This is a genomic window from Mesorhizobium sp. M0019 (assembly GCF_040323975.1).
Taxonomy (GTDB): Bacteria; Pseudomonadota; Alphaproteobacteria; order Rhizobiales; family Rhizobiaceae; genus Mesorhizobium.
The window spans coordinates 49,926-75,481 of record NZ_JAMYVK010000018.1 but is presented as its reverse complement, the minus strand read 5'-3'; the positions used below and the strand labels follow the sequence as shown (position 1 = coordinate 75,481).

Sequence of the window (25,556 nt, the reverse complement as noted above, 5' to 3'; positions counted from 1 at the left end):
GAGAGATTGGCAGCTTCGGCGCCCCGCTCATTCCTGCATCGTTGAAGATTGGCGAAAGCCGCGGTGACGGCCGATCTCCCCCCAAGTGGGGGAGATGTCCGGCAGGACAGAGGGGGGCGCCGTAGAGCCGCAGCTTTGCAAGGCTGCCGCTCCCAGTCCGTCACCACAGTGCCACTTCCGCACATGATCTTCTCCCGAAGACCGCAGCTACCCTATTGCCTTGGCACCAACGCCAACGCGCGGATCGGGCTGCCGGTGCCGTGCTCGATCTTGAGCGGCGCCGCGATGAGGATCGCGCCTTTCGGCGGCAGCCGGTCGAGGTTGCAGAGGCTGGCGAGGCCGTAGCGGTTGGCCTTGTGCATCAGGCTGTGCGCCGGAAACGGCGGCTCCATTCCCCCTGCTTTTCCAGCATCCGTGCCGATCGTCTCGCTGCCCCAGCCCTTGATGTCCTTGCTAATCAGATACTGGATGGCTTCGGCGGTCGGGCCAGGCGTGTGCGGTCCGGTCTCATTGGCGTTGAGGAACTCGGCTTCCGAGCCGTTGCGCTTATACCAGTCGGTGCGCATCACCACCCACTCGCCGGGGTTGATAGCGCCATGTTCGGCTTCCCATGCCTTGATGTGATCGACGGTGAGCAGGAAATCGTGATCGGCTGCCGCTTGCTTCGAACAGTCGATGACGTTGACCGGGCCGACGAAGTTCTGCGCCGGAATGGTGTCGGTGGCGCCGTCCGGATAATCCTTGCCGGTGATCCAGTGGTTGGGTGCGTCGAAATGGGTGCCCGAATGCTCGCCGAGCTTGAGCCAGTTCCACGCCCACCACGGGCCATTCTTGTCATAGGCGGAGATGGCGTGGATCTCGATCTTCGGCGTGTCGACCGCCAGTTCCGGCGGCAGCTTGATCAGTGGCGTGTTGGGCCCGAGCGGCGCCGTCAGGTCGACCACCTGGATGGCGCCTGAAAGCAGCTGGCCGGCGACTTCGCCTAGAAGTTGTTGTGTGTCCATGGTCTCTGTTCCCTCTTTCTCGATGGTGCTGAAGGCTCTCGCGGCCCTTAATATCCTACTAGACGAAAACATATGCATCTGCAATTATCTTTAAGCATAAAGCAAATGGGGCGGGGCGTGAGCGAGTTCGACGCCATATTTGTCGGGGCAGGCCACAACAGTCTGGCATGCGCCGCGCATCTGGCGCTCAAAGGCTGGAAAACGGCAGTTTTCGAGCGTAATGCAACGATCGGCGGCGCCGTCCAGACGCGCGAATTGACGCTTCCGGGCTTCCGGCACGATTTCGGCGCGATGAATCTCAGCCTGTTCGCCGGCTCGGCCTTTCACAAGAAATATGCAAATGAATTGAAAACCCACGGGCTGGAATTCGTGCCGATGGCCGACTGTTTTGCCAGCGCCTTCCCCGACGGTCGCTGGTTCGGCGTCAGCAGCGACCTGGAAAAGACCGCCTCGCGCATGGCCGCTTTTTCCGACGCCGACGCACAGACATGGCGCCGTCTGGTTGCGGCCTTCCCGGCGGAGGCCGAGCATCTGTTCCGGCTGCTGGGCTCGCCGATGAGCGGCCGTGCGCTCGCCGGCACCGCCTGGAACCTCTGGCGCAAGAAGGGTTTTGCCGGCGCGCTCGATACTGGTCGGTTGCTGCTTTCGTCACCCCGCGCCTGGCTCGAGGAGACTTTCCAGTCACTGCATGTCAGGGCGACGCTCGCCACCTGGGGCATGCATCTCGACTTCGCTCCCGATATCGCCGGCGGCGCGGTGTTCCCTTACCTCGAATCCATGGCCAACCAGCGCTTCGGCATGGTGCTCGGCAGAGGCGGCGCCGACACCATCATCCGCGCTCTGTCGGGCATGCTCACGGCCGCCGACGGCAAGATCGTCACCGGGGCTGATGTCGCCGAGATCACGGTTTCGGCCGGCAAAGCGACCGGCGTGCGGCTCGCTTCCGGCGAGACCCACACAGCCACCAAGGCCGTCATCGCCGGTGTCGCGCCCAAGGCGCTGACCGGGAAACTTTTGCCTAACGGATCGGGCGACACCGGCTTCGACACGGCCGTGAAAAAATTCCGCCACGCGCCGGGGACGTTGATGATCCATCTGGCGCTCGACGATCTGCCGGACTGGCGCGCCGGCGCCGAGCTTCGGCAGTTCGCCTATGTGCACCTTTCGCCGTCGCTCGACGCCATGTCGCTGACCTATCAGCAGGCGATGGCAGGCATGCTGCCGGATGAACCGGTGCTGGTCGTCGGCCAGCCGACGGCCGTCGATCCCTCGCGCGCGCCGGACGGCAAGCACATACTTTGGGTGCAGGTGCGCATGCTGCCAGCCGAGATTGCAGGCGATGCAGCGGGCACGATCGCGGCGGCTCACTGGGACGAGGCTAGGGAGCACTACGCCGAGCGCGTCCTCGACATTATCGAGCGCTATGCGCCCGGCCTTCGTCGGAAGATCCTCGGCCGCGCCGTGTTCTCGCCCATCGACCTCGAACGCGAGAACCCGAACCTTGTCGGCGGCGACCAGATCTGCGGCAGCCATCATCTGGCGCAGAATTTCCTGTTCCGGCCGGTGCGCGGTTACGCCGGCTGGAACACGCCGGTCGGCAATCTGCATCTGACCGGGGCGGCAACATGGCCCGGCGCCGGCACCGGGGCGGCGTCGGGCTACATGCTCGCGCAACAACTTGGCGGGAGGTAGGCTCCATTTTTCATCTAGGGTGAAGGAGGACAAGGCGCGGTTGCCCAAGGAGCCTGAACCCACCGATTGACAACGACACCGCGCATAAAAGCAACAGGGGAACGACCATGACAATCAACAGACGAGAATTGCTCGGATATGGCGCGGCCGCACTTGGCGCCACGGCGCTCGGCCTGCCGCAAATCGCCAAGGCTGCCGGCGAACTGACCATCGCCTACAATGTCAATTTGCCGTCCTGGGACCCGACCACCGGGCCTTCGGCGGTCAACCCGACCATCCAGGGTCTCTACCAGTCGGTGTTCGACCAGTTCATCCCGCAGAAGCCGGATCTCTCTTTCGCGCCCGGCCTGCTCACCGAATGGGGCTGGAACGAGGATCGCAGCAAGATCATGATGACGGTGCGCGAGGGCGTCACCTGGCATGACGGCTCGCCATTCACGGCCGAAGACGTGGTCTGGTCGCTGCAGCGGGCGGGCGATGAAAAGACCGGCAACCCGATCCAGTTCGTCTGGAAGAACGTCAACAACTTCAAGATCGACGGCAACAAGATCACCGGCGACGTCGTGCAATTCGACCCGGTGTATTTCAAGTGGATGTCGTTCCTGACCGGCTACATCATGCCGAAGGCCTATTACGAAAAGGTCGGCGCCGAGGGTTTTGAGAAAGCCCCGATCGGCACCGGGCCCTATATGGTCGACAAATTCGAGCCCAACGCCTTCCTGCGGCTCAAGGCCAACCCGAACTACTGGGGCGGCAAGCCGGCCTTCGAAAACGTAACCATCAAGTTCGTCACCGATGCGGCGAGCCGCGTCGCCGAGATCGAGTCCGGTTCCTCGCAGGTGACGCTGGAAATCCCCTATGAGGAATATGACCGCCTGATCGCCAAGGATGGACTTGCCGGCTCATGCAAGAACGTCTCCGACATCGGCATGATCTTCTTCAACGACATCGACGTGATGCTGGACAAGAACGTGCGCCAGGCGGCGGTGATGGCGGTCGACAAAAAGCTTTTGGTCGACCGGCTGCTGCGCGGTTACGGCCAGCCCATCGATACGCTGGAGACGCCGGAATACGAGGCCTACGATGCGTCGATCAAGGTGGAGCACAATCCGGACAAGGCCAAGGAACTGCTGGCCGCCTCCGGCTATTCGCCGGAAAAGCCGGTCAAGTTCACGATACAGACGACCAAGGGCTTCAAGCCCAAGGACTACGAGATGATCCAGGCGATCGTCGGCATGTGGCGCAAGGTCGGCATCGAGGCAACGATCGAGGTCTACGAGATCGCCAAGCACTACGAGCTGCGCGCCGCCGACAAGCTGGCGCCGGCGGCCTTCTACAATTGGGGCAATGCCATCGGCGATCCCACCACGTCGACCGGCTTTGCCATGTATGGCCCAAGCCCGCATTCGGTATGGGACAGCCAGGACCTGATCGACATGATCAATCCACTATGGGGCGAGAAGGACGAGGCCAAGCGCATTGCCGGCTGGAAGGCCGTCGACAAATACATCGCCGAACAGGCCTATGTGCTGCCGCTGATCCAGTATGCGCAGCCGATCGTGCATGCCAAGGGCGTCAATGTGGTGCAGCATGTGTCGGGCGCACTTCTGCCGGCGCTGATGAGCCCGGCCTGAGACAGTCTTCGGCTTGCCGCGCGCCGTCCGGAATGACGGCGCGCATTTTCCGCCACGGGCGACCATGCTGCTGCAAAGATTCCTGATCCGTCTTCTGACGATGGCGATCACGCTGTTCGGCGTGGCCGTCGTCGTCTTTATCGTCATCCGTGTCGCGCCGGGCGACCCGATCGCGATGATGCTGCCGCCCGGCGCGACCGATGCCGACATCGCTCGGCTGCGCGCGCTTTACGGGCTGGACAAGACCATCGTCCAGCAATTCTTCATCTGGCTGGCCGGTGTCGTCAGGGGCGATTTCGGCACGTCGATCTCACTGCGGCAGGACGTGCTTGGGCTGGTCTTCAATCGCCTCCCGGCCACGCTGGAACTCGCCATCGTCGCGCTTGTGATGGCGCTGGCGATCGGCGGCACGACGGCGATCCTCGGCGCGCGCGAACGCGGCACCGCGGTCGAAGCCGGCATCGACATTGCCAGCGGTGCGGCACTCTCGATTCCCGATTTCCTGTGGGGCCTGGTGCTGATCCTTCTGTTCGGCGTGCTGGTGCCTATCTTCGACATTTCTGGCCGGGTGTCGCCGCAGCTCGACCTGCCCTTCGCCACGCAATTCTATCTGTTCGAAAGCATCGTACGGCTGCGCTTCGACCTGACCAGGGACCTGCTGGCACACATGCTGATGCCGGCGATTGCGCTGGCGCTGCCACTGGCCGCGATCATCTCGCAGCTGCTGAAACAGTCGCTGAAGGAAGTGCTCGACCTCGACTACGTCGTGCTGGCGCGGGTAAAGGGCTTTTCGGAAACGCAGGTCATCCTGCGCGAGGCGCTGAAGAACGCGGCCCTGCCGACGCTGACGCTGGTCGGCGTGCAGTTCACCTTCCTGATCGGCGGCACGGTCATCGTCGAACGACTGTTTTCCTATGAAGGTCTCGGCAACATGGCGATCGATGCCGTCATCAACCGCGACCTGCCGCTGATCCAGGGCATCGTGCTGGTCTTCGCGCTGCTGTTTGTGCTGATCAACCTTGCCGTCGACATGATGTACGCCCTGCTCAATCCGAGGCTGCGCCATGGATGAGGCCCGCATTTCGAGACATGGCTCGCGGGCACGCCTGTGGCTGGCCGGCGGCTGGCTGCTGATTGCGCTGCTGGCCGCAATTTTTGCGCCGCTGGTCGCACCGCAGGACCCGCTGGCGCAGGATTTGATGCTGGAGCGCCTGCCGCCGTTCTGGCTCGATGGAGCCGAGCCCGGCTACTGGCTCGGCACCGATAGTCTCGGCCGCGATCTCCTGTCACGGCTGATCTTCGGCGCCCGCATCGCCTTCATCGTCGCCTTCGCCGCCGCCATCGCGGCCTGCCTGGTCGGCTCGACGCTCGGCCTGATCGTTGGTTATTTCGGCGGCTGGGCCGACCGCATCATCTCGCGCGTTGTCGATGTCTGGATGGCGTTTCCGCCGGTGCTGTTTGCCATCCTTTTGGTCGCCGTGCTCGGCACCGGCTTGAGCTCGGTCATCATTGCCATTGCCGTCATCGACTGGACGCGCTTCTGCCGGGTGATCCGCGCCGAGACCATGGGCCAGTCGCGCATGGATTATGTCGAGAACGCCCGCATCGCCGGCTACGGCCGCATCGGCATCATGCTGTGCGAGGTGCTGCCCAATGTGGTGCCATCGATCGTCGCGCTGCTGTCGCTGGAGATGGGCATTGCCGTCATCGTCGAGGCGATCCTGTCCTTCGTCAATCTGTCGATCTCGACCGACGACCCGACCTGGGGCGGCATCATCGCCGAGGGCCGCCTGTCGATCCATCAGGCTTGGTGGGTGCTGGTGTTCCCGCTGGTCACGCTGATCCTGACGGTGCTGTCGTTCAGCCAGTTTGGCGAGGGCCTCAGGGCACGTTTCGATCCGGTGCTGCGATGAACGCGCTGGCGAAACCCTGCCTCGACATACGCAGCCTTAGCGCGGTGCTGCCTAATGGCTTGCGCGTGCTGCGCTCGGTGTCGCTCGCCGTCGAGCCCGGCGAGGTGCGCGCGCTGGTCGGCGAGAGCGGCGCCGGCAAGACGATGATCGGCAAGGCGGTGCTTGGCGTGCTGCCTTCGAGCGTGCGCATCGTCGAAGGCGACATGCTGCTTGAGGGCGAGGACCTCGGCAAACTGCAGGCCAAGGCACGGCGCACCCTGATCGGCGCGCGCACGGCGCTGATCCCGCAGGATCCGCTGACCGCACTCAACCCGTCACGCCGCATCGGCCCGCAGATGACCGACCGGCTGGTGCGCATCCTCGGCTGGAGCGGCGAGAAGGCCGATGCACGCATCCGCCAATTGCTGGACGAGGTGCAAATCCGCGACCCCGAGCGTGTCCTCAAATGCTATCCGCACGAGCTGTCCGGCGGCATGCGCCAGCGCGTGCTGATCGCCGCGGCGTTTGCTGCCGAACCAAGGCTGATCGTCGCCGACGAGCCGACCACGGCGCTCGACGTGACTGTGCAGAAGCAGATCCTGCGGCTGATCGCGCAACTGCAGCGCGAGCACGGCACGGCGATCCTGTTCGTTACCCATGATCTCGGCGTCGTCGCCAAGATCAGCCAGAAGGTCTCGGTGCTCTATGCTGGCAAGGTGGTCGAGGAGGCCGAAACGGCCGCTCTCTTCGCCGCTCCGCAGCACCCCTACACGCGAGCTCTGATGGCCGCGACGCCACGCTACACCGATCCCTTCGCCTCGCTGAAGCCGGTGGACGAGGCGGTGCTGGCCGGGCTTGCTTCGGAGATCGCCGCCGCCGATCAGGCCTGGAGGCGCCCGCATGGCTGAGCCGCTGTTTTCCGTGCGTGGGCTGAAGGTCGCGCTGCCCGACATGACGCGCAAGCCGCTGATCGGCCGCGCGCCCTTGGCCGAGATCCTGAAAGGGCTGGATTTCGACCTGCCAAAGGGATCGGTGACCGGCATCGTCGGCGAATCCGGCTCCGGCAAATCGACGCTTGGCCGCGCCTTAGTGCGGCTTCTGGAGCCGAGCGCCGGCAAGGTCATCTTCGACGGCCGCGACATCACACATCTGCCTGAGGCCGAGCTCCGGCCGCTGCGCCGCAATCTGCAGATGATCTTCCAGGATCCGATGTCGTCGCTCAACCCGCGCCGCACCATCTTCAGCATCATCGCAGCACCGCTCAAGCAGAACGGGCTTGGCGACAACCTCAGGGATCGTGTCGCGGAGGCGCTTCAGCGCGTCGGCCTGCCGCAAGGCTTCGCCAGCCGCTATCGTCATGAATTGTCGGGCGGCCAGCGCCAGCGCGTCGGCATTGCCCGCGCGCTGGCGCTGTCGCCGAAATTCGTGCTGGCCGACGAAATCGTCTCAGGCCTCGACGTGTCGACGCAGGCACAGATCCTGACGCTGCTGGAAAAACTCGCCGCCGAAATGGGCCTGACCGTTGCCTTCATCAGCCATGACCTGTCGGTGATCCGGCGGCTCTGCCGGCAAGTGATCGTCATGCGCGAAGGCGCGATCGTCGAAGCCAGCGCGACCGACGCTTTGTTCGAGCAGCCGCAGCAGCCCTACACGCGCGATCTGCTCGCCGCCATTCCGCTGCCCGAGATCGATGATGCCTGGCTACTTCCCGCCGCAAAGGCGCCGGCATGAAACACAATCCTATTCGCACGCTAAAGAGCGGGCCTCGGGCGTGCGGCCGGCAAAATGTCCCGCGATGGAGGATGACTGACATGAAGAATGCAATCCGCTACGCAGTGCTCATCGCCACCGTGCTGGGAAGCATCGGCACCGCTTACGCCAGTTCCATTCCCGGCGTGCGTGGCCACGACCACACCGGCGTCACCGTCCCCGACATGCAGCAGGCGGTCGATTTCTTCACAGAAGTGGTTGGCTGCAAGAAGGCGATGTCGTTCGGCCCGTTCGCCGACGACAAGGGCACATTCATGCAGGATCTGCTGGGCGTCGATCCCAAGGCGGTGATCGAGGAGATCACCCTGATCCGCTGCGGACACGGGTCGAACATCGAGCTGTTCAAATACACCGCGCCGGACCAGAAGGACCTGACGCCTCGCAACAGCGACATAGGCGGCTTCCATATCGCCTTCTATGTCGACGACATCGCCGCCGCAAAAGCCTATCTTGACGGCAAGGGCGTCAAGACGCGGATGGGACCGCTGCCGGTTACCGAAGGCCCGGCCGCCGGCCAGACCATCCTCTACTTCCAGGCGCCCTGGGGCTTGCAGTTGGAAGCGATCAGCTATCCCAAGGGCATGGCCTATGAAAAAGATGCGGAGACGGTGCTGTGGAGCCCGAAGAACCCGGAAAAATAGCCCGGGGCGTCCCTGGCCTGCGCAAGCCGACTGCCGGCAAGCTGGGTTTCTGGGGCGGATTGTTTCAATCCTGAAACTTCAAGCTTGAATTAATCCGTCTCAGGCGTAAACTCGACAAACAGAAGCGAAGAGGAGATCGCACGATGAAAGTTGCGGTTCTCGGCGGCGGACCAGCCGGGCTCTACTTTGCAATCTCGCTGAAGCTCAGGGATGCCGCGCATGAGGTCACGGTGTTCGAGCGCAACCGTGCCGATGACACGTTTGGCTGGGGCGTCGTGCTGTCGGCCGAAACGCTGGAGAACCTGACCAAAAACGACCCGGTCAGCGCCGTCTGGATCCGCAAGCATTTCGCCTATTGGGACGATATCGCCGTCATCCATGACGGCGTGCGCACGGTCTCGACCGGTCACGGCTTTTGCGGCATTGGCCGCAAGCGGCTGCTCACGTTGCTGCAGCGGCGCGCGCGCGAACTCGGCGTCAAGCTGGTCTTCGAAACCGACATCGCCGATCCCAAGCCATATATGGAGACGCACGACCTGGTTGTCGCCGCCGACGGGTTGAACTCGAAAGCGCGGAGCGCCTTCGTCGACGTGTTCAAGCCCGATATCGACATTCGTAGATGCAAGTTCGTCTGGCTCGGCACCCACCAGAAATTCGACGACGCCTTCACCTTCATCTTCGAAAAGACCGAGCATGGCTGGGTGTGGGCGCATGCCTACCAGTTCGACAGCGATACCGCGACCTTCATCGTCGAATGCAGCGAGCAGACATGGCAGCGCTTCGGCTTCGGCGCGATGTCGCAGCAGGAATCGATTGCCGTCTGCGAGCGCATCTTTGCCCGTCATCTCGGCGGCCACGCGCTGATGACCAACGCCAATCATATCCGCGGCTCGGCGTGGATCAATTTCCCGCGCGTCTTGTGCGAACGCTGGTCCTACAAGAACCTGGCGCTGATGGGCGACGCGGCGGCGAGCGCGCATTTCTCGATCGGTTCCGGCACCAAGCTGGCGCTGGAAAGCGCGGTGGCGCTGGCCGACTATCTCGAGTCCGAGCCAGACCTCGAGGCCGCCTTTAGCAAATATGAGGACGCCCGCCGCACCGAAGTGCTGAAGCTGCAGTCGGCGGCGCGCAATTCGCTCGAATGGTTCGAGGAGGTCGAGCGCTATCTCGGCCTCGATCCGGTGCAGTTCAACTATTCGCTGCTGACGCGTTCGCAACGCATCAGTCACGAGAATTTGCGGCTGCGCGATGCCGAATGGCTGGCCGGCGCCGAGGAGTGGTTCCAGCGCCAGGCCGGCGCCGGGGGCAACAATCTGCGTCGCGCGCCGATGTTCGCGCCGTTCCGGCTGCGCGGCATGGCGCTGCAGAACCGCGTCGTCGTCTCGCCGATGGCGCAGTACAAAGCGGTCGACGGCTGTCCGACCGATTGGCATTTCGCCCATTACGCCGAACGGGCCAAGGGCGGCGCCGGTCTCCTCTACATCGAGATGACCTGCGTCAGCGCGGAGGGCCGCATCACGCCTGGCTGCCCCGGTTTCTATGCGCCCGAGCATGAGGTCGCCTGGAAGCGGCTGGTCGAGTTCGTCCATGCCGAAACCGAGGCCAAGATCTGCGCCCAGATCGGCCATTCCGGTGCCAAGGGGTCGACCAGGCTCGGCTGGCAGGGAACCGACGTGCCGCTGCCCTCAGGCAATTGGCCCGTCATGGCCGCGTCTTCCGTGCCGTGGTCGCGGGAAAACCAGGTGCCGAAGGCGATGGACCGCGCCGACATGGATATGGTGCGCGACCAGTTTGTCGCTTCGGCCGAGATGGTGGCGCGCTGCGGCTTCGACATGCTCGAAATCCACGCCGCGCACGGCTATCTCCTGTCCTCCTTCATCACGCCCTTGACCAACCGGCGCACCGACTCCTATGGCGGCTCGCTGGAAAACCGCATGCGCTACCCCTTGGAAATCTTTCATGCGGTGCGCGCCGCGTGGCCGGCCGAGAAGCCGATCTCGATGCGCATCTCCGCCAATGACTGGCTGGGCATCGAAGGCGTGGCGCCGGCCGATGCCGTAGAGATCGCGCGGCTGCTGCATGAGGCCGGCGTAGACATCTGCGACGTATCGGCCGGCCAGACTTCGGCCGTGGCAAGACCGGTCTATGGCCGCATGTTCCAGACGCCGTTTTCCGATCGCATCCGCAACGAGGTCGGCATGGCGACGATGGCGGTCGGCAATATCTATGAGCCGGACCACGTCAACTCGATCCTGATGGCGGGCCGCGCCGATCTCGTCGCACTGGCTAGGCCGCATCTTGCCGATCCGTATTGGACGCTGCACGCGGCCGTCATGCTTGGCGATCGCGGCGTCAAATGGCCGGATCCCTATCTGCCCGGCCGCGACCAGCTCTACCGGCTGGCCGAACGCGAAGCGGCAGCGGGGTTGAAAGTATGAGTGCCGCGGCGACGATTTCGCGGCGTCATGCGCTGGTCACCGGCGGCGGCTCCGGCGTCGGCCGCGCGATCGCGCTGGCGCTGGCCGGCGCGGGCGTTGACGTGACCATCTGCGGCCGGCGCGTGGAGCCGCTTGCCGAGGTCGCCGCGGAGAACAAGTCCATCTTCGCCATTGCCGCCGACGTCACCGACGAGACGTCGATGGCGTCGCTCTACGAGGCCGCGGAAGCGGCACGCGGAGCGTTCGACATCGTCGTTGCCAATGCCGGCATGTCCGGCAGTGCCCCGGCGCAGCGGACCTCGCTGGCAGACTGGCAGCGCACGCTCGACGTCAACTTGACCGGTACGTTCCTGACGGTGAAGCCGGCGTTGGCCGGCATGGCAGTGCGCAAGACTGGCCGTATCATCTTCGTCGCTTCCACCGCCGGACTGAAAGGCTATCCCTATGTCGCAGCTTACGTTGCCGCCAAGCATGGCGTCGTCGGCCTGATGCGGGCACTCGCCGTCGAGACCGCCAAGTCCGGCATAACAGTGAATGCCGTGTGCCCAGGGTTTGTCGAAACCGAGATGCTGGAGAGCACCGTCCAGCGCATCGTCCAAACGACCGGCCGCTCGTCCGAGCAGGCACGGACAAGCCTAGCCGCGACCAACCCGCAAGGCCGCTTCATCCAGCCGGAAGAAATTGCGGCCGCGGTACTTTATCTGTGTGGCGACGCCGCCCGGTCGATTACCGGGCAGACGATTTCGATCTCCGGAGGTGAGACATGGTAGCCGGTCCCCTGCCCGCCCCGTCCGGACCCGGCAAGGACCGCCTGCGGCTGTGGATACGCCTGCTGCGCGCCTCGCGCACCATCGAGGCCGAGCTGCGCGAACGACTGCGGCAAGAGTTCAACACAACGCTGCCACGCTTCGACGTGATGGCCGCGCTCTACCGCGCGCCGGAGGGCATGCTGATGAGCGATCTTTCGCGCTTCCTGCTGGTGTCCAACGGTAATGTCACCGGCATCATCGACCGGCTGGTCTCGGAAGGGTTGGTGATGCGGGCCCGACGCAATGGCGACCGCCGTACCTCGATGGTACGGCTGACGGAAGAGGGATCGAAGATTTTCGCCGTGATCGCCGCCGCGCATGAGAAATGGGTCGGCGAGTTGCTGGGCAATGTGAGCGAGGATGAGGCGCGCCGGCTGACCGGCATGCTGACCTCTTTCCGCAGCAATTGGGAGGGACGGGAATGACGAAGCTGGCCGGCCGCAAGCCGAAGCATTTCCTCTGGCAGGTCGAAGGCAAGATCGCAAAGATCCGGCTCGATCGACCGGAGCGCAAGAACCCGCTGACCTTCGACAGCTATGCCGAATTGCGCGACATATTTCGCGACCTTGTCTACGCCGATGATGTCGATGCTGTGGTGGTCCTGCCCAATGGCGGCAATTTCTGCTCGGGCGGCGATGTCCACGAAATCATCGGCCCACTGGTCAAGATGGACATGAAGGCGCTGCTCGCCTTCACCCGCATGACGGGCGATTTCGTCAAGGCGATGCTGAATTGCGGCAAGCCGATTATTGCGGCGGTCGATGGCGTGGCGGTCGGCGCCGGCGCGATTATCGCCATGGCCTCCGATATCCGCATCGCCACGCCCCAGGCCAAGACAGCATTCCTGTTCACCCGCGTCGGCCTTGCCGGCTGCGACATGGGGGCCTGCGCGATCCTGCCGCGCATCATTGGCCAGGGCCGCGCCGCCGAGCTGCTCTATACCGGCCGCACGATGAGTGCCGAGGAAGGCGAGCGCTGGGGCTTCTACAACCGGCTGGTCGATACCGCAACGCTTGAGGCCGACGCGCTCGACATGGCCGCGCGGATCGTTTCCGGCCCGACCTTCGCCCATGGCATGACCAAGACGCAGCTGAACCAGGAATGGTCGATGGGTCTCGACCAGGCGATCGAAGCGGAAGCGCAGGCGCAGGCGATCTGCATGCAGACCCGCGATTTCGAGCGGGCGTACACGGCTTTCGTGGCCAAGGAGAAGCCGGTGTTCGAGGGAAATTGAGATGATCGCTTCCACGCTGGCGGGACAGCACCCCCCTCTGGCCTGCCGGCCATCTCCCCCTCAAGGGGGGAGATTGGATATCAGGCCCGCTTTCGCCAATCTCCAATATCGCAGGGAGAGCCGTGGCAGCGAAGCCGCCAATCTCCCCCCTAGAGGGGGAGATGTCCAGCAGGACAGAGGGGGGCGCCGTGGAGCGCCAGGGCCGGAGAATTGTGGAGGCAGCAATGCCTGACCGTTCCTTCCTCTCCTGGCCGTTCTTCGAGGATCGCCACCGCGATCTGGCGGAGCGGCTGGAGGCATGGTGCGCCAAGAACCTGCCGGTCGCGCATGACGATGTCGACGCGGCCTGCCGCGAGCTGGTGGCCAAGCTCGGCCAGGACGGCTGGCTGAAGCCGACGGCGCTCGATACTGACAGCCCTGCAGCACTCGACGTGCGCACGCTCTGCCTCACGCGCGAGACGCTGGCCCGGCATGACGGGCTGGCCGATTTCGCCTTCGCCATGCAAGGGCTCGGCACCGGCGCACTCAGCCTGTTCGGCACGCCCGACCAGCAGCACTGGCTGGCGAAGACACGGGCCGGCAAGGCGATTTCGGCTTTCGCGCTGTCGGAGCCGCGCTCGGGCTCGGACGTCGCCAATATGGAAATGACGGCCACGCGTGACCGCGACAGCTATCTCTTGTCCGGCGAAAAGACCTGGATCTCCAACGGCGGTATCGCTGACTTTTATGCTGTCTTTGCCCGCACCGGCGAAGCGCCCGGCGCCAAGGGGCTTTCCGCCTTTGTCGTGCCTTCCGAAACCGAGGGGCTGATCGTTGCCGAGCGGCTGGAGGTGATCGCGCCGCACCCGCTCGCCCGGCTGTCCTTCGACAATGCACGCATTCCAGCCTCGGCGCTGATCGGCAAACCCGGTGACGGTTTTCGCATCGCCATGTCCGTGCTCGACGTGTTCCGTTCGACCGTCGGCGCAGCGGCGCTCGGCTTTGCCCGGCGCGCGCTGGACGAAAGCATCACAAGAGTGGCCGAGCGCAGGCTGTTCGGTGCGCCGATGGCCGAGCTGCAGATGGTGCAGGGCCACATCGCCGACATGGCGCTGGATGTCGATGCCGCCGCGTTGCTGGTCTATCGTGCCGCCTGGACCAAGGACATGGGCGCGGCTCGGGTTACCCGCGAAGCCGCCATGGCCAAGCTGTTCGCTACCGACAAAGCGCAGGAGGTGATCGACAAGGCTGTGCAGCTGCATGGCGGCGACGGCGTTCGCAAGGGCCATATCGTCGAAAGCCTGTATCGCGAGATCCGGGCGCTGCGCATCTACGAGGGAGCGTCCGACGTGCAGAAGGTGGTGATTGCACGGCAAGTGATGGGAGCGGCCTGAGACAGGAGTTTGCGTGAAAATTATTGTCTTCGAGTTTTGAGCGACCGGATTTGAGCATTGGGAGGTTTTGACATGCACACCATCCTGCAGCCGGAAGGCTGGGCGAAACCCGTCGGCTACGCCAATGGCGTCGCCGCGCGTGGGCAGCTTGTCTTCGTCGGCGGGCAGGTCGGCTGGAACGGACAGGGCCGCTTCGAGACCGATGATCTTGTCGGCCAGGTGCGGCAGACGCTGGCCAATATTGTTGCTGTGCTCGCCGAGGCCGACGCCAAGCCGGAACATATCACCTCGATGACCTGGTACTTTACCGACAAGGCGGAATATTTGGCCAATCTCAAGGGGATCGGAGAGGTCTATCGCGAGGTGATCGGCCGGCATTTCCCGGCGATGGCCGCCATGCAGGTGATGGCGCTGGTCGAGGATCGCGCCAAGGTTGAGATCCAGGCCACGGCGGTTATTCCGGAGTGACGGCAACACGTGGCAATTTTTTAAGCTTAAAACTTTCGCCTTGAAAAGCGCGGTACTTTGGATAGCATCCAATGTCTTGCGACTGCCGTGCCGGGAGGGCTTTCCGGCAGTCCCGTCACTTGGCGCATCAAAACCGTGCGGGGCCAAACCCGTCCGATCACAACCAGAGGGAACGAAAATGAACTTCACCCGTCGCAACCTGCTGCTTCTTGCTGCTGCCATCGGCATCGCTGGCGGCCCGGCCTACGCCGAAGGCACGCTGAATGTCGGCGCCTATCCGACCAATCCGCCTTTTGAATACAAGAACGAGAGCGGCACGTTCGAGGGTTTCGAAGTCGACATCATCAATGAGGCGGCAAAGCGTATCGGCATGACCACTGATATCGCCGATCTCGGTTTCCAGGCGCTGTTCGCCGCCACCACCTCGAAGCGCATCGACGTCGCCATCTCGTCGATCACCATCACGCCGGAGCGGCTGAAGTCTCAGTCGTTCACGCAGCCCTACTATGATTCCGACATGGGCATCGCCGCGAAGGCCGACAGCCCGATCAAGGCCGAGGCCGACCTCAAGGGCAAGATCGTCGGCGTGCTGTCCGGCTCGACCGGCGAAGCCTGGGTCACGGCCCACCAGGAAGCGGACGGGTTCAGTGACGTCAAGGGCTACGACACGCAGCAGAATTTGCTGCTCGATCTCAGCTCCGGCCGCGTCGATGCGGCGGTCAGCGATATTCCGGGCCTGGAATATTCTTTCACCAGGATGAAGGATCTCGCCGTAAAAGAGCGCATCAAGACCGGCGAGCAGTACGGTCTGATGATGACCAAAGACCACCCGCTGCTCGGCAAGCTGAACGACGCGCTGACCGCGATGAAGAAGGACGGCACGCTGGCCGCGATCCACAAGAAGTGGTTCGGCAGCGACGCACCTGCCGATTCCTCGACCGTCAAGGAAATGCCTATGCCGAAGGCCTGAGCGGCAGTTCGCGCTTAAATGTCGTGCCGGCTTTCGATGCCGGCACGATTTCGGATTTCGGGCTCGGGCTCGAGCGTCGCGGGACGCCAAACGTTTCGGAAATGCTGCGATGTCGCTGCTGGACACCTTCTTCAACGCCGACGTCATGGTCTCCAGCCTGCCGGCGCTGCTGCGCGGTTTCCTGAACACCCTGCTGCTCGGAATCATGAGCATCGGCATCGGTATTCCCGTCGGCCTCGCGATCAGCCTGGTGCGGCTCTATGCGCCAAAGCCGCTTCGGCTGCTGGCTGTCGGCTACATTGACATTTTCCGGGCGATGCCGGTGCTGGTCGTGCTGATCCTGATCTACTATGCGCTGCCGTTCCTCGGTATTCGCCTGTCATCGTGGACGTCCGCGGTGATGGCCTTCGCCATCATCATGGCGGCCTATTCGGCCGAGGTGTTCCGCTCCGGTATAGAGAGCATTCCGCGCGGCCAGTTCGAGGCGGCGCAGGCGCTCGGCCTGCCGTTCTTGCTGACCTTGCGCAAGGTAGTGCTGCCGCAGGCGATCCGCGTCGTCATTCCGCCAATGACCAGCAATTGCGTTTCGATGTTCAAGGATACTTCGCTCGCTTCCACCGTGGCGCTGCCCGAACTGCTGAAGGAAGCGACCAACGCGCAATCGCTCTATGCCAATCCTTCACCGCTGATCGGCGCGGCGCTGGTCTATCTCATCTTTCTCTGGCCGATGGTCCGTCTCGTCAGCCTCCTTGAACGCCGCTTTCAAACCGAAAAGACCCGCTGAATCTGTCAGCGCACCTCGCAGGAGACGACCTTGAACCAGCATCAGATTTCGAAAACCGGCGATGCCGCAGCTTTCCCGGTCGAGACGATCCGCGCCATGTTTCCCGCCTTGCAGCAAGCCGGGGACTTCGTCTTCATGGACAATGCCGCCGGCGCGCAGATCCCGCAAAGCGTGCTCGATGCGGTCACCAACCATTTGGTCGCGCATAATGTGCAGCGCGGCGGCCGCTATGGCCGCAGCGTCACCGTCGACCAAGCCGTCGCCGGCGCTCGCGAAAGCGTGGCCTTGCTGATCAACGCCACCGACCCGGCGGAGATCTGTTTCGGCATGAACGCCACTTCGTTCATCCGCCTGGTCAGCCTCGGCATCGGCCAGATGCTTTCCGAGCGCCCAAACGGGGAGCGTGACGAGATCGTCATCACCGACATGGATCACGATGCCAATATCGCGACGTGGCTGGCGCTGGCGCCCGCCGGCGCCAAGTTCAAATGGTGGCGGATGCGCGAGGACGGCAATCTGCATGTCGACGATTTGCGCCCGCTGGTCTCAGAGCACACCCGGCTCGTCGCCTGCACGGTAACGGCGCATTCGATCGGCTCGATTGTCGACGTTGCCTCCGTGGCTGGGATTGCGCATGCGGCAGGCGCCGAAGTGTTCCTCGACTGCGTGCATTACGGGCCGCACGGGCTGATCGATGTGCAGGCCTGGGATTGCGACTATCTGGTCTGCTCCGGCTACAAGAATTTCTCGCCGCATATGGGCTTCCTGTGGGGCCGCTTCGAAACTCTGAAGCGCCTGCCGACCTTCCGCGAAGATTTCATCCCCGACGAGCCGCCCTACAAAATCGAGGCCGGTACCTTCATTTACGAGAACGTCTCCGGCATGGATGCCGCGGTGCGCTACCTCGAATCGATCGGCCGCAATTTCTTGTCAGAGAATAACCGGTCGCGCCGCGACAACATCGTCGCCGGCATGAATGCCATCCGCGACTACGAACAGGTGCTGGCGCGCGAAATGCTGGCGGTGCTCAAAGATTGCGGCGCGACGATCTACGGCGTGGCCGAAGAGGCACGCCTCAGCGAGCGCGTGCCGACCTTCTGCTTCAATGTCGGCACGCTGTCGCCGCAGAGGATCGTCGAGGAAATGGCCGAGATGCAGATCGGCGTTCGCGACGGCCACATGTATGCGCCGCGTCTGATGAAGCGGCTCAACCTCAGCATGGACAGCGGCGCCGTGCGCGCCTCGCTGGTGCATTACAATACGATCGAGGAAGTCCGGCGCTTCGGCGAGGCGCTGCGCACCATCATCGCCCGGCTGTCCTGATCGGACTGGGCGGCGGCGCCGGCGCGATCCTCGTGAAGCGCAAAGGCGGTCGCACCCGGGTTCTCCAAGCCGGGGCGCAATTGCATGCTTGGGATCAAGTAATCGCCGCCATTCTGCTGCCGATAACGAATGGGCCGGATTGTCTCGAGCGTTCGCATCCTTTCGCGCAGTCGCTCCGCGACAGGCTCGAAATCCGCCTCCCCGAAACGGTCCACCCTGTAAACCACGAACGGCGGAAGCACGTCGTAGCCCGGATAGTATAGAATCCCGTGATTGATCGGGAACAGCAGGTCGTCGATCGGGCCGTTGACGCCGCGGGCGGAATAATGCTCCTCCCAGCCGCCGGTGGTCACGATCAGCATTGCGCGCTTGCCGGCGAGCGTTCCCTCACCAAAGCGGTCACCCCACCGCTTGTCGCTGTGCTCGCCAACGCCATAGGCGAAGCCGTAGGCGTACACGCGATCGACCCAGCCCTTGAGGATCGCCGGCATGGCGTACCACCACAGCGGGAACTGGAGGATCAGGGTATCGGCCCATAGCAGCTTGTCGATCTCCACTTTGACGTCTTCGGTCAGAGTGCCGCTCGCAAAAGCTTTTTTGGAGGCGCCGGCCGGCAGGAAGCGTGCTTCAGGCGGCCACGACGGAAAGTCGGCACGGTCTACCTCGGCTTTCCAGCCATCGGCGTAGAGGTCAGACACCCGCACCTCATGGCCTTGGGCCTCAAGTTCCCCGATGGCGACGTCACGCAGTGCGCCGTTGAGCGAACGCGGTTCAGGATGAGCAAAAACAAGCAGGACTTTCATGGGTCTACTCCGAAGAAGGACGATAGACACCAAAGGTAGCCAGCTGTGGGCTGATCCACTATATGTAGGAAATGTATAAGATAATGCCGAATAATGGATAGATCGGACGTCACCCTTGAGCGCATGCGCACCTTCGTTCGCGTCGCCGAGCGCGGCAGCCTCTCGGCGGTGGCGCGCGAGCTCGGAGTTGGGCAGTCGACGGTCACACGGCATTTGCGAGAACTCGAGGAGGCCGTCGGAGTGCCCTTGCTCAGCAGGACCACCCGGCGCGTCACGATGACCGATGAAGGCAGCCGTTACTATGCCGACAGCGTCCAGATCCTGCGCCTCGTCGAGCAGGCCGGCGATGAGGCGCGGGGCACGCGCGGCGCGTCGGCCGGCACGATCCGGATATCCTGCACGGCGGCGCTCGGGGTCTTACATGTCAGCCGGCTGATCTTCGCCTTTCAGGACCGCTATCCCTACATCGGCATCGATCTCAGCCTTACCGACGAGCGCATCAACCTTGTGCGGGAGGGCGTCGACATCGCGCTTCGCCTCGGCCCGCTCACCGACAGCTCAATGAAACTGCGGGCGCTCGGGCAATCCCGGCGTCTGCTGGTGGCGGCGCCGGCCTATCTGGCGGCGCGGGGCAGACCGGCTGTCCCGCAGGATCTGCCTGGCCATGAAGGCATCCGGATGTCGAACATCGCGGGAAGCGACACGCTCACCTTGCAGGGGCCGGGCGGCGAGACCTTTGCGGTGCCCTTTGGCGGCAGATTTCTGGTCGACCATGGGCTTGCTGCGCGCGAAGCCCTTGTCGCCGGACGCGGCATCGCACCCGCCCACCACTGGCTTGTCGACGATCTTCTGGCGGCCGACCGGCTGGAAGTGGTCCTGCCGGGCTATTTTCCGCCTCCCGTCCCGCTGAGCATGCTGATCGTTCCGGAGCGTGCGGGCATTGCCCGGGTGCGGCTGCTGGTCGACTTTCTCGCCGAGCAGATCTCCGGCATTCCGGGGATCGAGAAGCGGTAACCGGCCGGCAAACCTCGCCGGATCAGGCGGCCTTCTTCTTGGCCAACCGTGCCTTGATGCTGGCAACGTCGGCACGCGGCGTCGCCGCGAACAGCGTCCTGGTGTAGCTGTGCTTGGGGTCGGCGAAGACCTCGTCGCGCGAGCCGTATTCGACCGCTTCGCCGAAGTACATTACCATCACGTCGTCGGCGATGTAGCGCACCACCGACAGGTCGTGGCTGATGAAAACATAGGTTAGCTGAAACTCGTCCTGCAGGTCGGCGAGCAGGTTCAGCACCTGCGCCTGCACCGAAAGATCAAGTGCCGAGACCGGCTCGTCCAGCACCAGAAGGCTGGGGTTGAGCATCAGCGCGCGGGCGATGGCGATCCGCTGGCGCTGGCCGCCCGAAAACATATGCGGGTAGCGATTAAAGTGCTCGGGGCCGAGACCGACCTTCTTTAGCATCTTCATGGCAAGATCGCGCCGCTCATCGGTCGTGCTGTCGGTGTTGATGAGCAGCGGCTCGCCAAGCACGTCGCCGATCTTCTGGCGTGGATTGAGCGAACCATAAGGGTTCTGGAAGACGATCTGGACCTTGCGGCGCATTTCCTTCGACAGGCCGTTCCTGCCGATGTCTACCTTCTTGCCGTCGATGAAAAGCTCGCCGGAGGTCGCCGGGTCGATCAGGGTGATGATGCGGGCGAGTGTTGACTTGCCGCAGCCGCTCTCGCCGACGATGGCCAGCGTCTTGCCCTTGTCGACGCTGAACGAAACACCCTTGACCGCATGAACCGTACGGGAGGGGCGGAAAAGCCCGCCACCGACATGATAGTCGCGCACGATGTTCTTGCCTTCGACTACCGTCACGCTCATGAGGCGGTTCCTCCTGCGGACCGGGCTGCGACTACAGATGGGGCCGGCTCAAACAGCATGTCGGAAACAGTAGGCAACCGGTCGCCGACGGCGTTTTCGGGCAGCGCCGACAGGAGCGCGCGCGTGTAGTTGCTCTTGGGGGACTCGAACAGCGACAGCACGTCGGCCTCTTCCATCTTGCGGCCCTTGTACTGGACGATGACACGGTCGGCGGTCTCGGCAACCACCCCCATATTGTGGGTGATCATGATCAGGCCCATGCCATATTTGGCCTGCAGGCCGACCAGCAGATCGAGGATCTGCTTCTGGATGGTGACGTCGAGCGCCGTGGTTGGCTCGTCGGCGATCAAAAGCTTGGGATTGCAGGCGATGGCGATGGCGATCATGACGCGCTGACACTGACCACCCGACATCTGGTGCGGGAAGGAGCCCAGCCGTTCCTCGGGGTCGGCGATGCCGACCAACTTCATCAATTCGATGGCACGCGCCCGGCGCTGGGCGCGGTCCATGCCCATATGGAAGCGCAGCACCTCCTCGATCTGGAAGCCGACGGTGAAGCACGGGTTGAGGCTGGCGACCGGCTCCTGGAAGATCATCGAAATATCCTTGCCGACGATCTTGCGCCGCTCGGATGGGCCGAGCTTGAGCAGGTCGATGCCGTCGAAGGCCATGCGGTCGGCCCTCACCGTCGCGGTGTTGGGCAAAAGCCCCATCACCGCCAGCATAGCCACCGACTTGCCCGAACCGGATTCGCCGACGATCGCCAGCACCTCGCGCGGTTCGACCGACAGGTCGATGCCTTGTACCGCCATGAATGGTCCAGCGGCGGTGTCGAAGGAAACGGTCAGGTTCTTGATCTCGAGAAGAGGCATTGAATTATGACCTCTTCAGCTTGGGGTCGAAGGCATCGCGCAGGCCGTCGCCGATCAGATTAATTGCAAGCACAGTAATCAGGATGGCAAGTCCGGGGAAGGTCACCACCCAAGGCGCGCGCAGGATGAACTCGCGCGCCGAGGCGAGCATCGTGCCCCATTCCGGCGTCGGCGGCTGCGCACCGACACCGAGGAAGCCGAGCGCCGCAGCCTCGAGAATAGCGTTGGAGAAGGACAACGTCGCCTGCACGATCAGCGGTGCCAGGCAGTTCGGCAGGATCGTCCTCACCATCAAGCGAAGATGACCGGCACCAGCCACCTTGGCGGAGATGACATATTCGCGGTTCTTTTCGGCCATCACGGCGGCGCGGGTGAGGCGCGCAAAATGCGGCTGCAGCACCAGCGCGATCGCCAGCATGGCATTGAAAAGGCCGGGGCCAAGGATCGCCACCAGCACCAGCGCCAGAAGCAGCGACGGGAAGGCCAGGATGATATCCATGATGCGCATGATCAGCGTGTCGACCCAGCCGCGGAAATAGCCGGCGAGCACGCCAAGCACGATGCCGCTGGTGAGCGAGAAGACAACGACCACCAGGCCGATGAACAGCGAGAAACGCGCCCCGAAGATCAACCGTGAAAGCATGTCGCGGCCGACCGCGTCGGTGCCGAGCAGGAACATCGATTTGCCGCCTTCCTGCCAGGCAGGGGGTGCCAGCAGCGCATCGCGAAACTGCTCGTCGGGCGAATGTGGGGCGACGAACGGCGCAAAGATCGCCACCAGCACCAGCGCCGAAAACACGACAAGGCCGATGACCGCGCCGGTGTTCATCGAGAAGTAGTGCCAGAACTCGGCGAAAGCCCGTTGCCTGCCGCCTGTCGGGATGGAGGCGGCGGTAGCTTCGGCGGCGGATTCGTCGGTCATCTCACTGCACCCGGATGCGCGGATTGATGACGGCGTAGAGCACGTCGACGATCAGGTTCACCGCCATGACGATCAGCGCGATGATCAGCAATCCGCTCTGGACGACGACATAGTCGCGCTTGCCGATGGCATCGATCATCCATTTGCCGATGCCCGGCCAGGAAAAAATGGTCTCGGTCAGAATGGCGCCCGCCATCAAGGTGCCGACCTGCAGTCCAATGGTGGTGACCACCGGGATCAGCGCGTTGCGAAAAGCGTGCAGACCGATGACGCGGCGCGGCGCCAGGCCCTTGGCGCGCGCGGTGCGGACATAGTCCTCGCCCAGCACCTCGAGCATCGCCGAGCGCGTCTGGCGCGCTATGACGGCAAGCGGGATCGTCGCCAGCACGATCGACGGCAGGATCAAATGGCTGACGGCAGATTTGAAAGCGCCGCTCCTGCCGGAGATCAGACTGTCGATGAGCATGAACCCGGTCGTCGGCCTGAAGAAATACTGCAGGCCGATGCGGCCGGAAACCGGCGTCCAGCCGAGATAGCCGGAGAAGAAGATAATGAGCAGCAACCCCCACCAGAAGATCGGCATCGAATAGCCGGTCAGCGCGACACCCATCGTCGCCTGGTCGAACCACGAGCCGCGCTTGACCGCGGCGAAGATACCGGCAGGAATGCCGAGCAGGACGGCGATGATCAACGCCACTGTCGCCAGTTCCAGCGTGGCTGGAAACAGCGCCTGGAATTCGCCGAGCACTGGCCGCTTGGTGGCAATAGATATGCCGAAATCGCCGGTCAGGACCCTGCCGATATATTCCAGGTATTGGATGACATAGGGCCGGTTGTAGCCAAACTGCTCGATGAGCTGGGCGTAGCGCTCGGGGCTGACGCCGCGCTCGCCCGCCAGGGCCAGGATAGGATCGCCGGGCAGAAGCCGGACGAAAGCAAACGCCGCCAGCGATATGCCGAACACGGTCGGGATGATCAAAGCGAGCTTGTGGAGGAGATAACGGAGCATCTTGCTTCATAGAACGGCGGCGCGGGAAGTCCAGCGCCGCCGTTCAATTTCTCAGGACTTATTCGGTGACGTCGACGCCGTCAAACCGATGAATGCCGAGCGGGTCCATAACGAAGCCCGACACCTTCTTGTTCATCGGCATGAAGACCTTGGAGTGGGCGATGGTCAGCCACGGAGCCTCACGCTTGAACACCACCTGAGCTTCCTCGTAGATCTTGGTGCGCTCGGCGACGTCCGTCGTTGCCTTGCCTTTTTTCAGCAGGGCTTCGAATTCCTGGTTGCACCAGATCGCATAATTGGACTGGCCGATGGCATCGCAACCGAGCAGGAAAAAGAAGTTGTCCGGATCGCCATTGTCACCGGTCCAGCCCAGTTGGAAGGCGCCGTCGCGATCCTTAGCCTTGCCGCGCTGGCGATACTCGGTCCATTCGTAACTGACGATCTCCGCCTTGACCCCGACGGCGGCATAATCGGCCTGGATCAACTCGGCGACGCGCTGGGCGTTCGGGTTGTAGGGGCGGCTGACCGGCATAGCCCAAATCTTCATCGACAGATCCTTGACGCCTGCATCGGCCAGCATCTTCTTGGCCGCCTCCGGATCATAGGGATCGTCCTTGATGTCCTTGTTATAGGACCACATGGTCGGCGGGATCGGGTTGATGGCCGGCGCACCGGCGCCCTGATAGACCGCGTCGATGATCGCCTTCTTGTTTACCGCCATGTTGAGGGCCTTGCGGACCTCGACCTTGTCGAAGGGCGGCTGCGTCGTGTTGTAAGCCATGTAGCCGATGTTCAGGCCTTCCTGCTCGTCGACCTTGAGGTTCGCGTCGGCCTGCAGTCCGGCAATGTCGGCCGGCGCCGGGTATGACATGATATCGCATTCGCCCGCCTTCAGCTTCTGCGCGCGCACGGCGGGGTCGGGCGTGATGGCGAAGATCAGATCATCGATCTTCTGGCGGCCGCCATAGTAGCCGTCCCATGCTGCATAGCGCACGACCGCATCGACCTGATAGTCGACGAACTGGAACGGACCAGTGCCGACCGGCTTCTGGGTGAACTGCTGCCTGGTGCCGGCCTTGTCGAGCTGGTCGGCATATTCCTTGGAAACGATCGAGGCGAAATCCATGCCGAGGTCCGGCAGGAAGGCGACTTCAGGCTTGTTCAGCACGAATTTCACCGTCAGGTCGTCGACCTTGACGATTTCCTTCAGGAGATCGGGGAAGCCCATGCCGGTGAAATATTCCCAGCCGGTGCCTTCCAGATAGCTGTACCACGGGCTTTCTTTCTTCCACTGGCGTTCGAAGGAAAAGATCACGTCGTCGGCGTTGAGGTCGCGCGTCGGCGTGAAATAATCGGTCGTCTGGAATTTCACACCCGGGCGAAGCTTGAAGGTGTATTCGAGACCGTCATCGGAAACCGTCCAGCTCTCGGCCAGGCCGGGCGAGATGGTGGTCTTGCCATGCTCGAACTCGACCAGGCGCGAATAGATGGTGCGCGACGAGGCATCGAAGTCGTTGCCGCCGCTCCATGGCGACGGGTCGAAGCCGGCCGGCGATGCCTCCGAGCAATAGACCAGTTGTTTTGCATTGGCCACGCCGCCGAGGACGCTTGCAGCCAGCAACGCGGCTGCAAAAGTCAGTTTCTTTTTCATTGAGCACTCCCTGATGTTCTTCCAAGCCCCTCTGTCAGGCTCGCGAAGGCCGCATATAAGCACCGTTTTTCTAGCTTTGGAACTGCTTGTTTGCCTAACCCACGGGAAGCAGAAAAAAATTCCGGCATGCGGCGAATTGTGGAAAAAACCAGCCGAATCCGCAGATCACGACATTATTAGCGACTTCAATTTTTTGTTGATCGGTAATGCCGCCAATCGGGGAATCGAGCCGTCCGGTTCAAGCGATGCGCGTCCGAAAACCGGTCCCGGCCAAGAGGTTTGACGGCAAGTCTTACCGCACTCCAGGTAGCGAGGCTTGCACGGCCGCTTGTGGCAATACATAGATAGATGGGCAGCGTGCCGGATTTTCCCAGGTTCCGGACATTGCGGCAAGCGTGGG

At 63.2% G+C, this 25,556-nt stretch carries 25 protein-coding genes; 18 read left to right on the top strand and 7 right to left on the bottom strand.

Features of this window, described 5'->3' with window-relative positions:
• Positions 1-212 precede the first annotated feature (212 nt).
• The gene (locus NKK47_RS15315) at positions 213-1,004 is read right to left on the bottom strand and encodes a cyclase family protein (RefSeq protein ID WP_023676844.1); all 792 of its coding nucleotides are present in this window, start codon (positions 1,002-1,004) and stop codon (positions 213-215) included.
• Between the two features lie 117 nt (positions 1,005-1,121).
• Here NKK47_RS15315 and NKK47_RS15310 point away from each other — a divergent pair, with 117 nt between their 5' ends.
• The 16 genes from NKK47_RS15310 to NKK47_RS15235 all read left to right on the top strand — a co-directional run bounded on the left by NKK47_RS15310 (position 1,122) and on the right by NKK47_RS15235 (position 18,032).
• Complete coding sequence (locus NKK47_RS15310) at positions 1,122-2,696, top strand: phytoene desaturase family protein (protein WP_352577495.1); 1,575 nt, start codon at positions 1,122-1,124, stop codon at positions 2,694-2,696.
• A gap of 107 nt (positions 2,697-2,803) precedes the next feature.
• Positions 2,804-4,330 (top strand): ABC transporter substrate-binding protein, encoded by a 1,527-nt coding sequence (locus tag NKK47_RS15305; protein WP_352577494.1) that lies wholly within the window; start codon positions 2,804-2,806, stop codon positions 4,328-4,330.
• A gap of 64 nt (positions 4,331-4,394) precedes the next feature.
• The gene (locus NKK47_RS15300) at positions 4,395-5,402 is read left to right on the top strand and encodes an ABC transporter permease (RefSeq protein WP_023676841.1); all 1,008 of its coding nucleotides are present in this window, start codon (positions 4,395-4,397) and stop codon (positions 5,400-5,402) included.
• Entirely contained in the window at positions 5,395-6,243 is an 849-nt protein-coding gene (locus tag NKK47_RS15295; RefSeq protein WP_352570275.1) for an ABC transporter permease, read from the top strand. The genes NKK47_RS15300 and NKK47_RS15295 overlap by 8 nt, the downstream gene beginning before the upstream one ends.
• Positions 6,240-7,130, top strand: coding sequence for an ABC transporter ATP-binding protein (locus tag NKK47_RS15290; protein WP_352455070.1), 891 nt, complete (start codon positions 6,240-6,242; stop codon positions 7,128-7,130). The genes NKK47_RS15295 and NKK47_RS15290 overlap by 4 nt, the downstream gene beginning before the upstream one ends.
• The gene (locus tag NKK47_RS15285) at positions 7,123-7,953 is read left to right on the top strand and encodes an ATP-binding cassette domain-containing protein (protein WP_352570273.1); all 831 of its coding nucleotides are present in this window, start codon (positions 7,123-7,125) and stop codon (positions 7,951-7,953) included. Before NKK47_RS15290 ends, NKK47_RS15285 begins: the two co-directional genes overlap by 8 nt.
• Positions 7,954-8,033: 80 nt before the next feature.
• A complete protein-coding gene (locus NKK47_RS15280) occupies positions 8,034-8,633 on the top strand; it encodes a VOC family protein (RefSeq protein WP_352577493.1) in 600 nt (199 codons plus the stop codon).
• Positions 8,634-8,776: 143 nt separating this feature from the next.
• A complete protein-coding gene (locus tag NKK47_RS15275) occupies positions 8,777-11,071 on the top strand; it encodes a bifunctional salicylyl-CoA 5-hydroxylase/oxidoreductase (RefSeq protein ID WP_352577492.1) in 2,295 nt (764 codons plus the stop codon).
• On the top strand, positions 11,068-11,841 hold the full coding sequence (locus NKK47_RS15270) for an SDR family NAD(P)-dependent oxidoreductase (RefSeq protein WP_352577491.1): 774 nt from the start codon (positions 11,068-11,070) through the stop codon (positions 11,839-11,841). Before NKK47_RS15275 ends, NKK47_RS15270 begins: the two co-directional genes overlap by 4 nt.
• Complete coding sequence (locus NKK47_RS15265) at positions 11,835-12,305, top strand: MarR family winged helix-turn-helix transcriptional regulator (RefSeq protein WP_023676834.1); 471 nt, start codon at positions 11,835-11,837, stop codon at positions 12,303-12,305. Before NKK47_RS15270 ends, NKK47_RS15265 begins: the two co-directional genes overlap by 7 nt.
• Positions 12,302-13,114: an enoyl-CoA hydratase family protein gene (locus NKK47_RS15260; RefSeq protein WP_023676833.1), complete on the top strand. Its 813-nt coding sequence runs from the start codon at positions 12,302-12,304 to the stop codon at positions 13,112-13,114. The genes NKK47_RS15265 and NKK47_RS15260 overlap by 4 nt, the downstream gene beginning before the upstream one ends.
• 224 nt (positions 13,115-13,338) lie before the next feature.
• Positions 13,339-14,487, top strand: coding sequence for an acyl-CoA dehydrogenase family protein (locus NKK47_RS15255; protein ID WP_352577490.1), 1,149 nt, complete (start codon positions 13,339-13,341; stop codon positions 14,485-14,487).
• 72 nt (positions 14,488-14,559) lie between these two features.
• Complete coding sequence (locus NKK47_RS15250) at positions 14,560-14,955, top strand: RidA family protein (protein WP_023676831.1); 396 nt, start codon at positions 14,560-14,562, stop codon at positions 14,953-14,955.
• A 178-nt stretch (positions 14,956-15,133) separates the two neighbouring features.
• Positions 15,134-15,925: an ABC transporter substrate-binding protein gene (locus NKK47_RS15245; RefSeq protein ID WP_352570264.1), complete on the top strand. Its 792-nt coding sequence runs from the start codon at positions 15,134-15,136 to the stop codon at positions 15,923-15,925.
• A gap of 109 nt (positions 15,926-16,034) precedes the next feature.
• Positions 16,035-16,709 carry an amino acid ABC transporter permease gene (locus NKK47_RS15240; RefSeq protein ID WP_292656040.1) on the top strand — a complete coding sequence of 225 codons (675 nt, stop codon included), beginning with the start codon at positions 16,035-16,037 and terminating at the stop codon, positions 16,707-16,709.
• A gap of 30 nt (positions 16,710-16,739) precedes the next feature.
• Positions 16,740-18,032 carry a cysteine desulfurase-like protein gene (locus NKK47_RS15235; RefSeq protein WP_352577489.1) on the top strand — a complete coding sequence of 431 codons (1,293 nt, stop codon included), beginning with the start codon at positions 16,740-16,742 and terminating at the stop codon, positions 18,030-18,032.
• On the opposite strand, the gene NKK47_RS15230 is transcribed toward NKK47_RS15235, so the two are convergent.
• Complete coding sequence (locus NKK47_RS15230; protein ID WP_352570262.1) at positions 17,963-18,835, bottom strand: NAD(P)H-dependent oxidoreductase; 873 nt, start codon at positions 18,833-18,835, stop codon at positions 17,963-17,965. The two genes, NKK47_RS15235 and NKK47_RS15230, sit on opposite strands and share 70 nt — an antisense overlap.
• A gap of 93 nt (positions 18,836-18,928) precedes the next feature.
• On the opposite strand from NKK47_RS15230, the gene NKK47_RS15225 reads away from it, so the two are divergent.
• On the top strand, positions 18,929-19,849 hold the full coding sequence (locus NKK47_RS15225) for a LysR family transcriptional regulator (RefSeq protein WP_352455059.1): 921 nt from the start codon (positions 18,929-18,931) through the stop codon (positions 19,847-19,849).
• Between the two features lie 22 nt (positions 19,850-19,871).
• Here NKK47_RS15225 and NKK47_RS15220 read toward each other — a convergent pair whose 3' ends face one another.
• From NKK47_RS15220 to NKK47_RS15200, 5 genes are read right to left on the bottom strand one after another with little or no spacing between them, the layout of a single operon-like run.
• The gene (locus tag NKK47_RS15220) at positions 19,872-20,702 is read right to left on the bottom strand and encodes a dipeptide ABC transporter ATP-binding protein (RefSeq protein ID WP_352577488.1); all 831 of its coding nucleotides are present in this window, start codon (positions 20,700-20,702) and stop codon (positions 19,872-19,874) included.
• Positions 20,699-21,574 (bottom strand): ABC transporter ATP-binding protein, encoded by an 876-nt coding sequence (locus NKK47_RS15215; RefSeq protein ID WP_023676824.1) that lies wholly within the window; start codon positions 21,572-21,574, stop codon positions 20,699-20,701. Before NKK47_RS15215 ends, NKK47_RS15220 begins: the two co-directional genes overlap by 4 nt.
• Before the next feature lie 4 nt (positions 21,575-21,578).
• The gene (locus tag NKK47_RS15210; protein WP_023676823.1) at positions 21,579-22,496 is read right to left on the bottom strand and encodes an ABC transporter permease subunit; all 918 of its coding nucleotides are present in this window, start codon (positions 22,494-22,496) and stop codon (positions 21,579-21,581) included.
• A 1-nt stretch (position 22,497) separates the two neighbouring features.
• On the bottom strand, positions 22,498-23,505 hold the full coding sequence (locus NKK47_RS15205; RefSeq protein WP_023676822.1) for an ABC transporter permease subunit: 1,008 nt from the start codon (positions 23,503-23,505) through the stop codon (positions 22,498-22,500).
• A 58-nt stretch (positions 23,506-23,563) separates the two neighbouring features.
• Positions 23,564-25,156 (bottom strand): ABC transporter substrate-binding protein, encoded by a 1,593-nt coding sequence (locus tag NKK47_RS15200; protein WP_023676821.1) that lies wholly within the window; start codon positions 25,154-25,156, stop codon positions 23,564-23,566.
• Between the two features lie 13 nt (positions 25,157-25,169).
• On the opposite strand from NKK47_RS15200, the gene NKK47_RS15195 reads away from it, so the two are divergent.
• A complete protein-coding gene (locus tag NKK47_RS15195; protein ID WP_352570256.1) occupies positions 25,170-25,439 on the top strand; it encodes a hypothetical protein in 270 nt (89 codons plus the stop codon).
• The last annotated feature ends 117 nt before the right edge of the window (positions 25,440-25,556 follow it).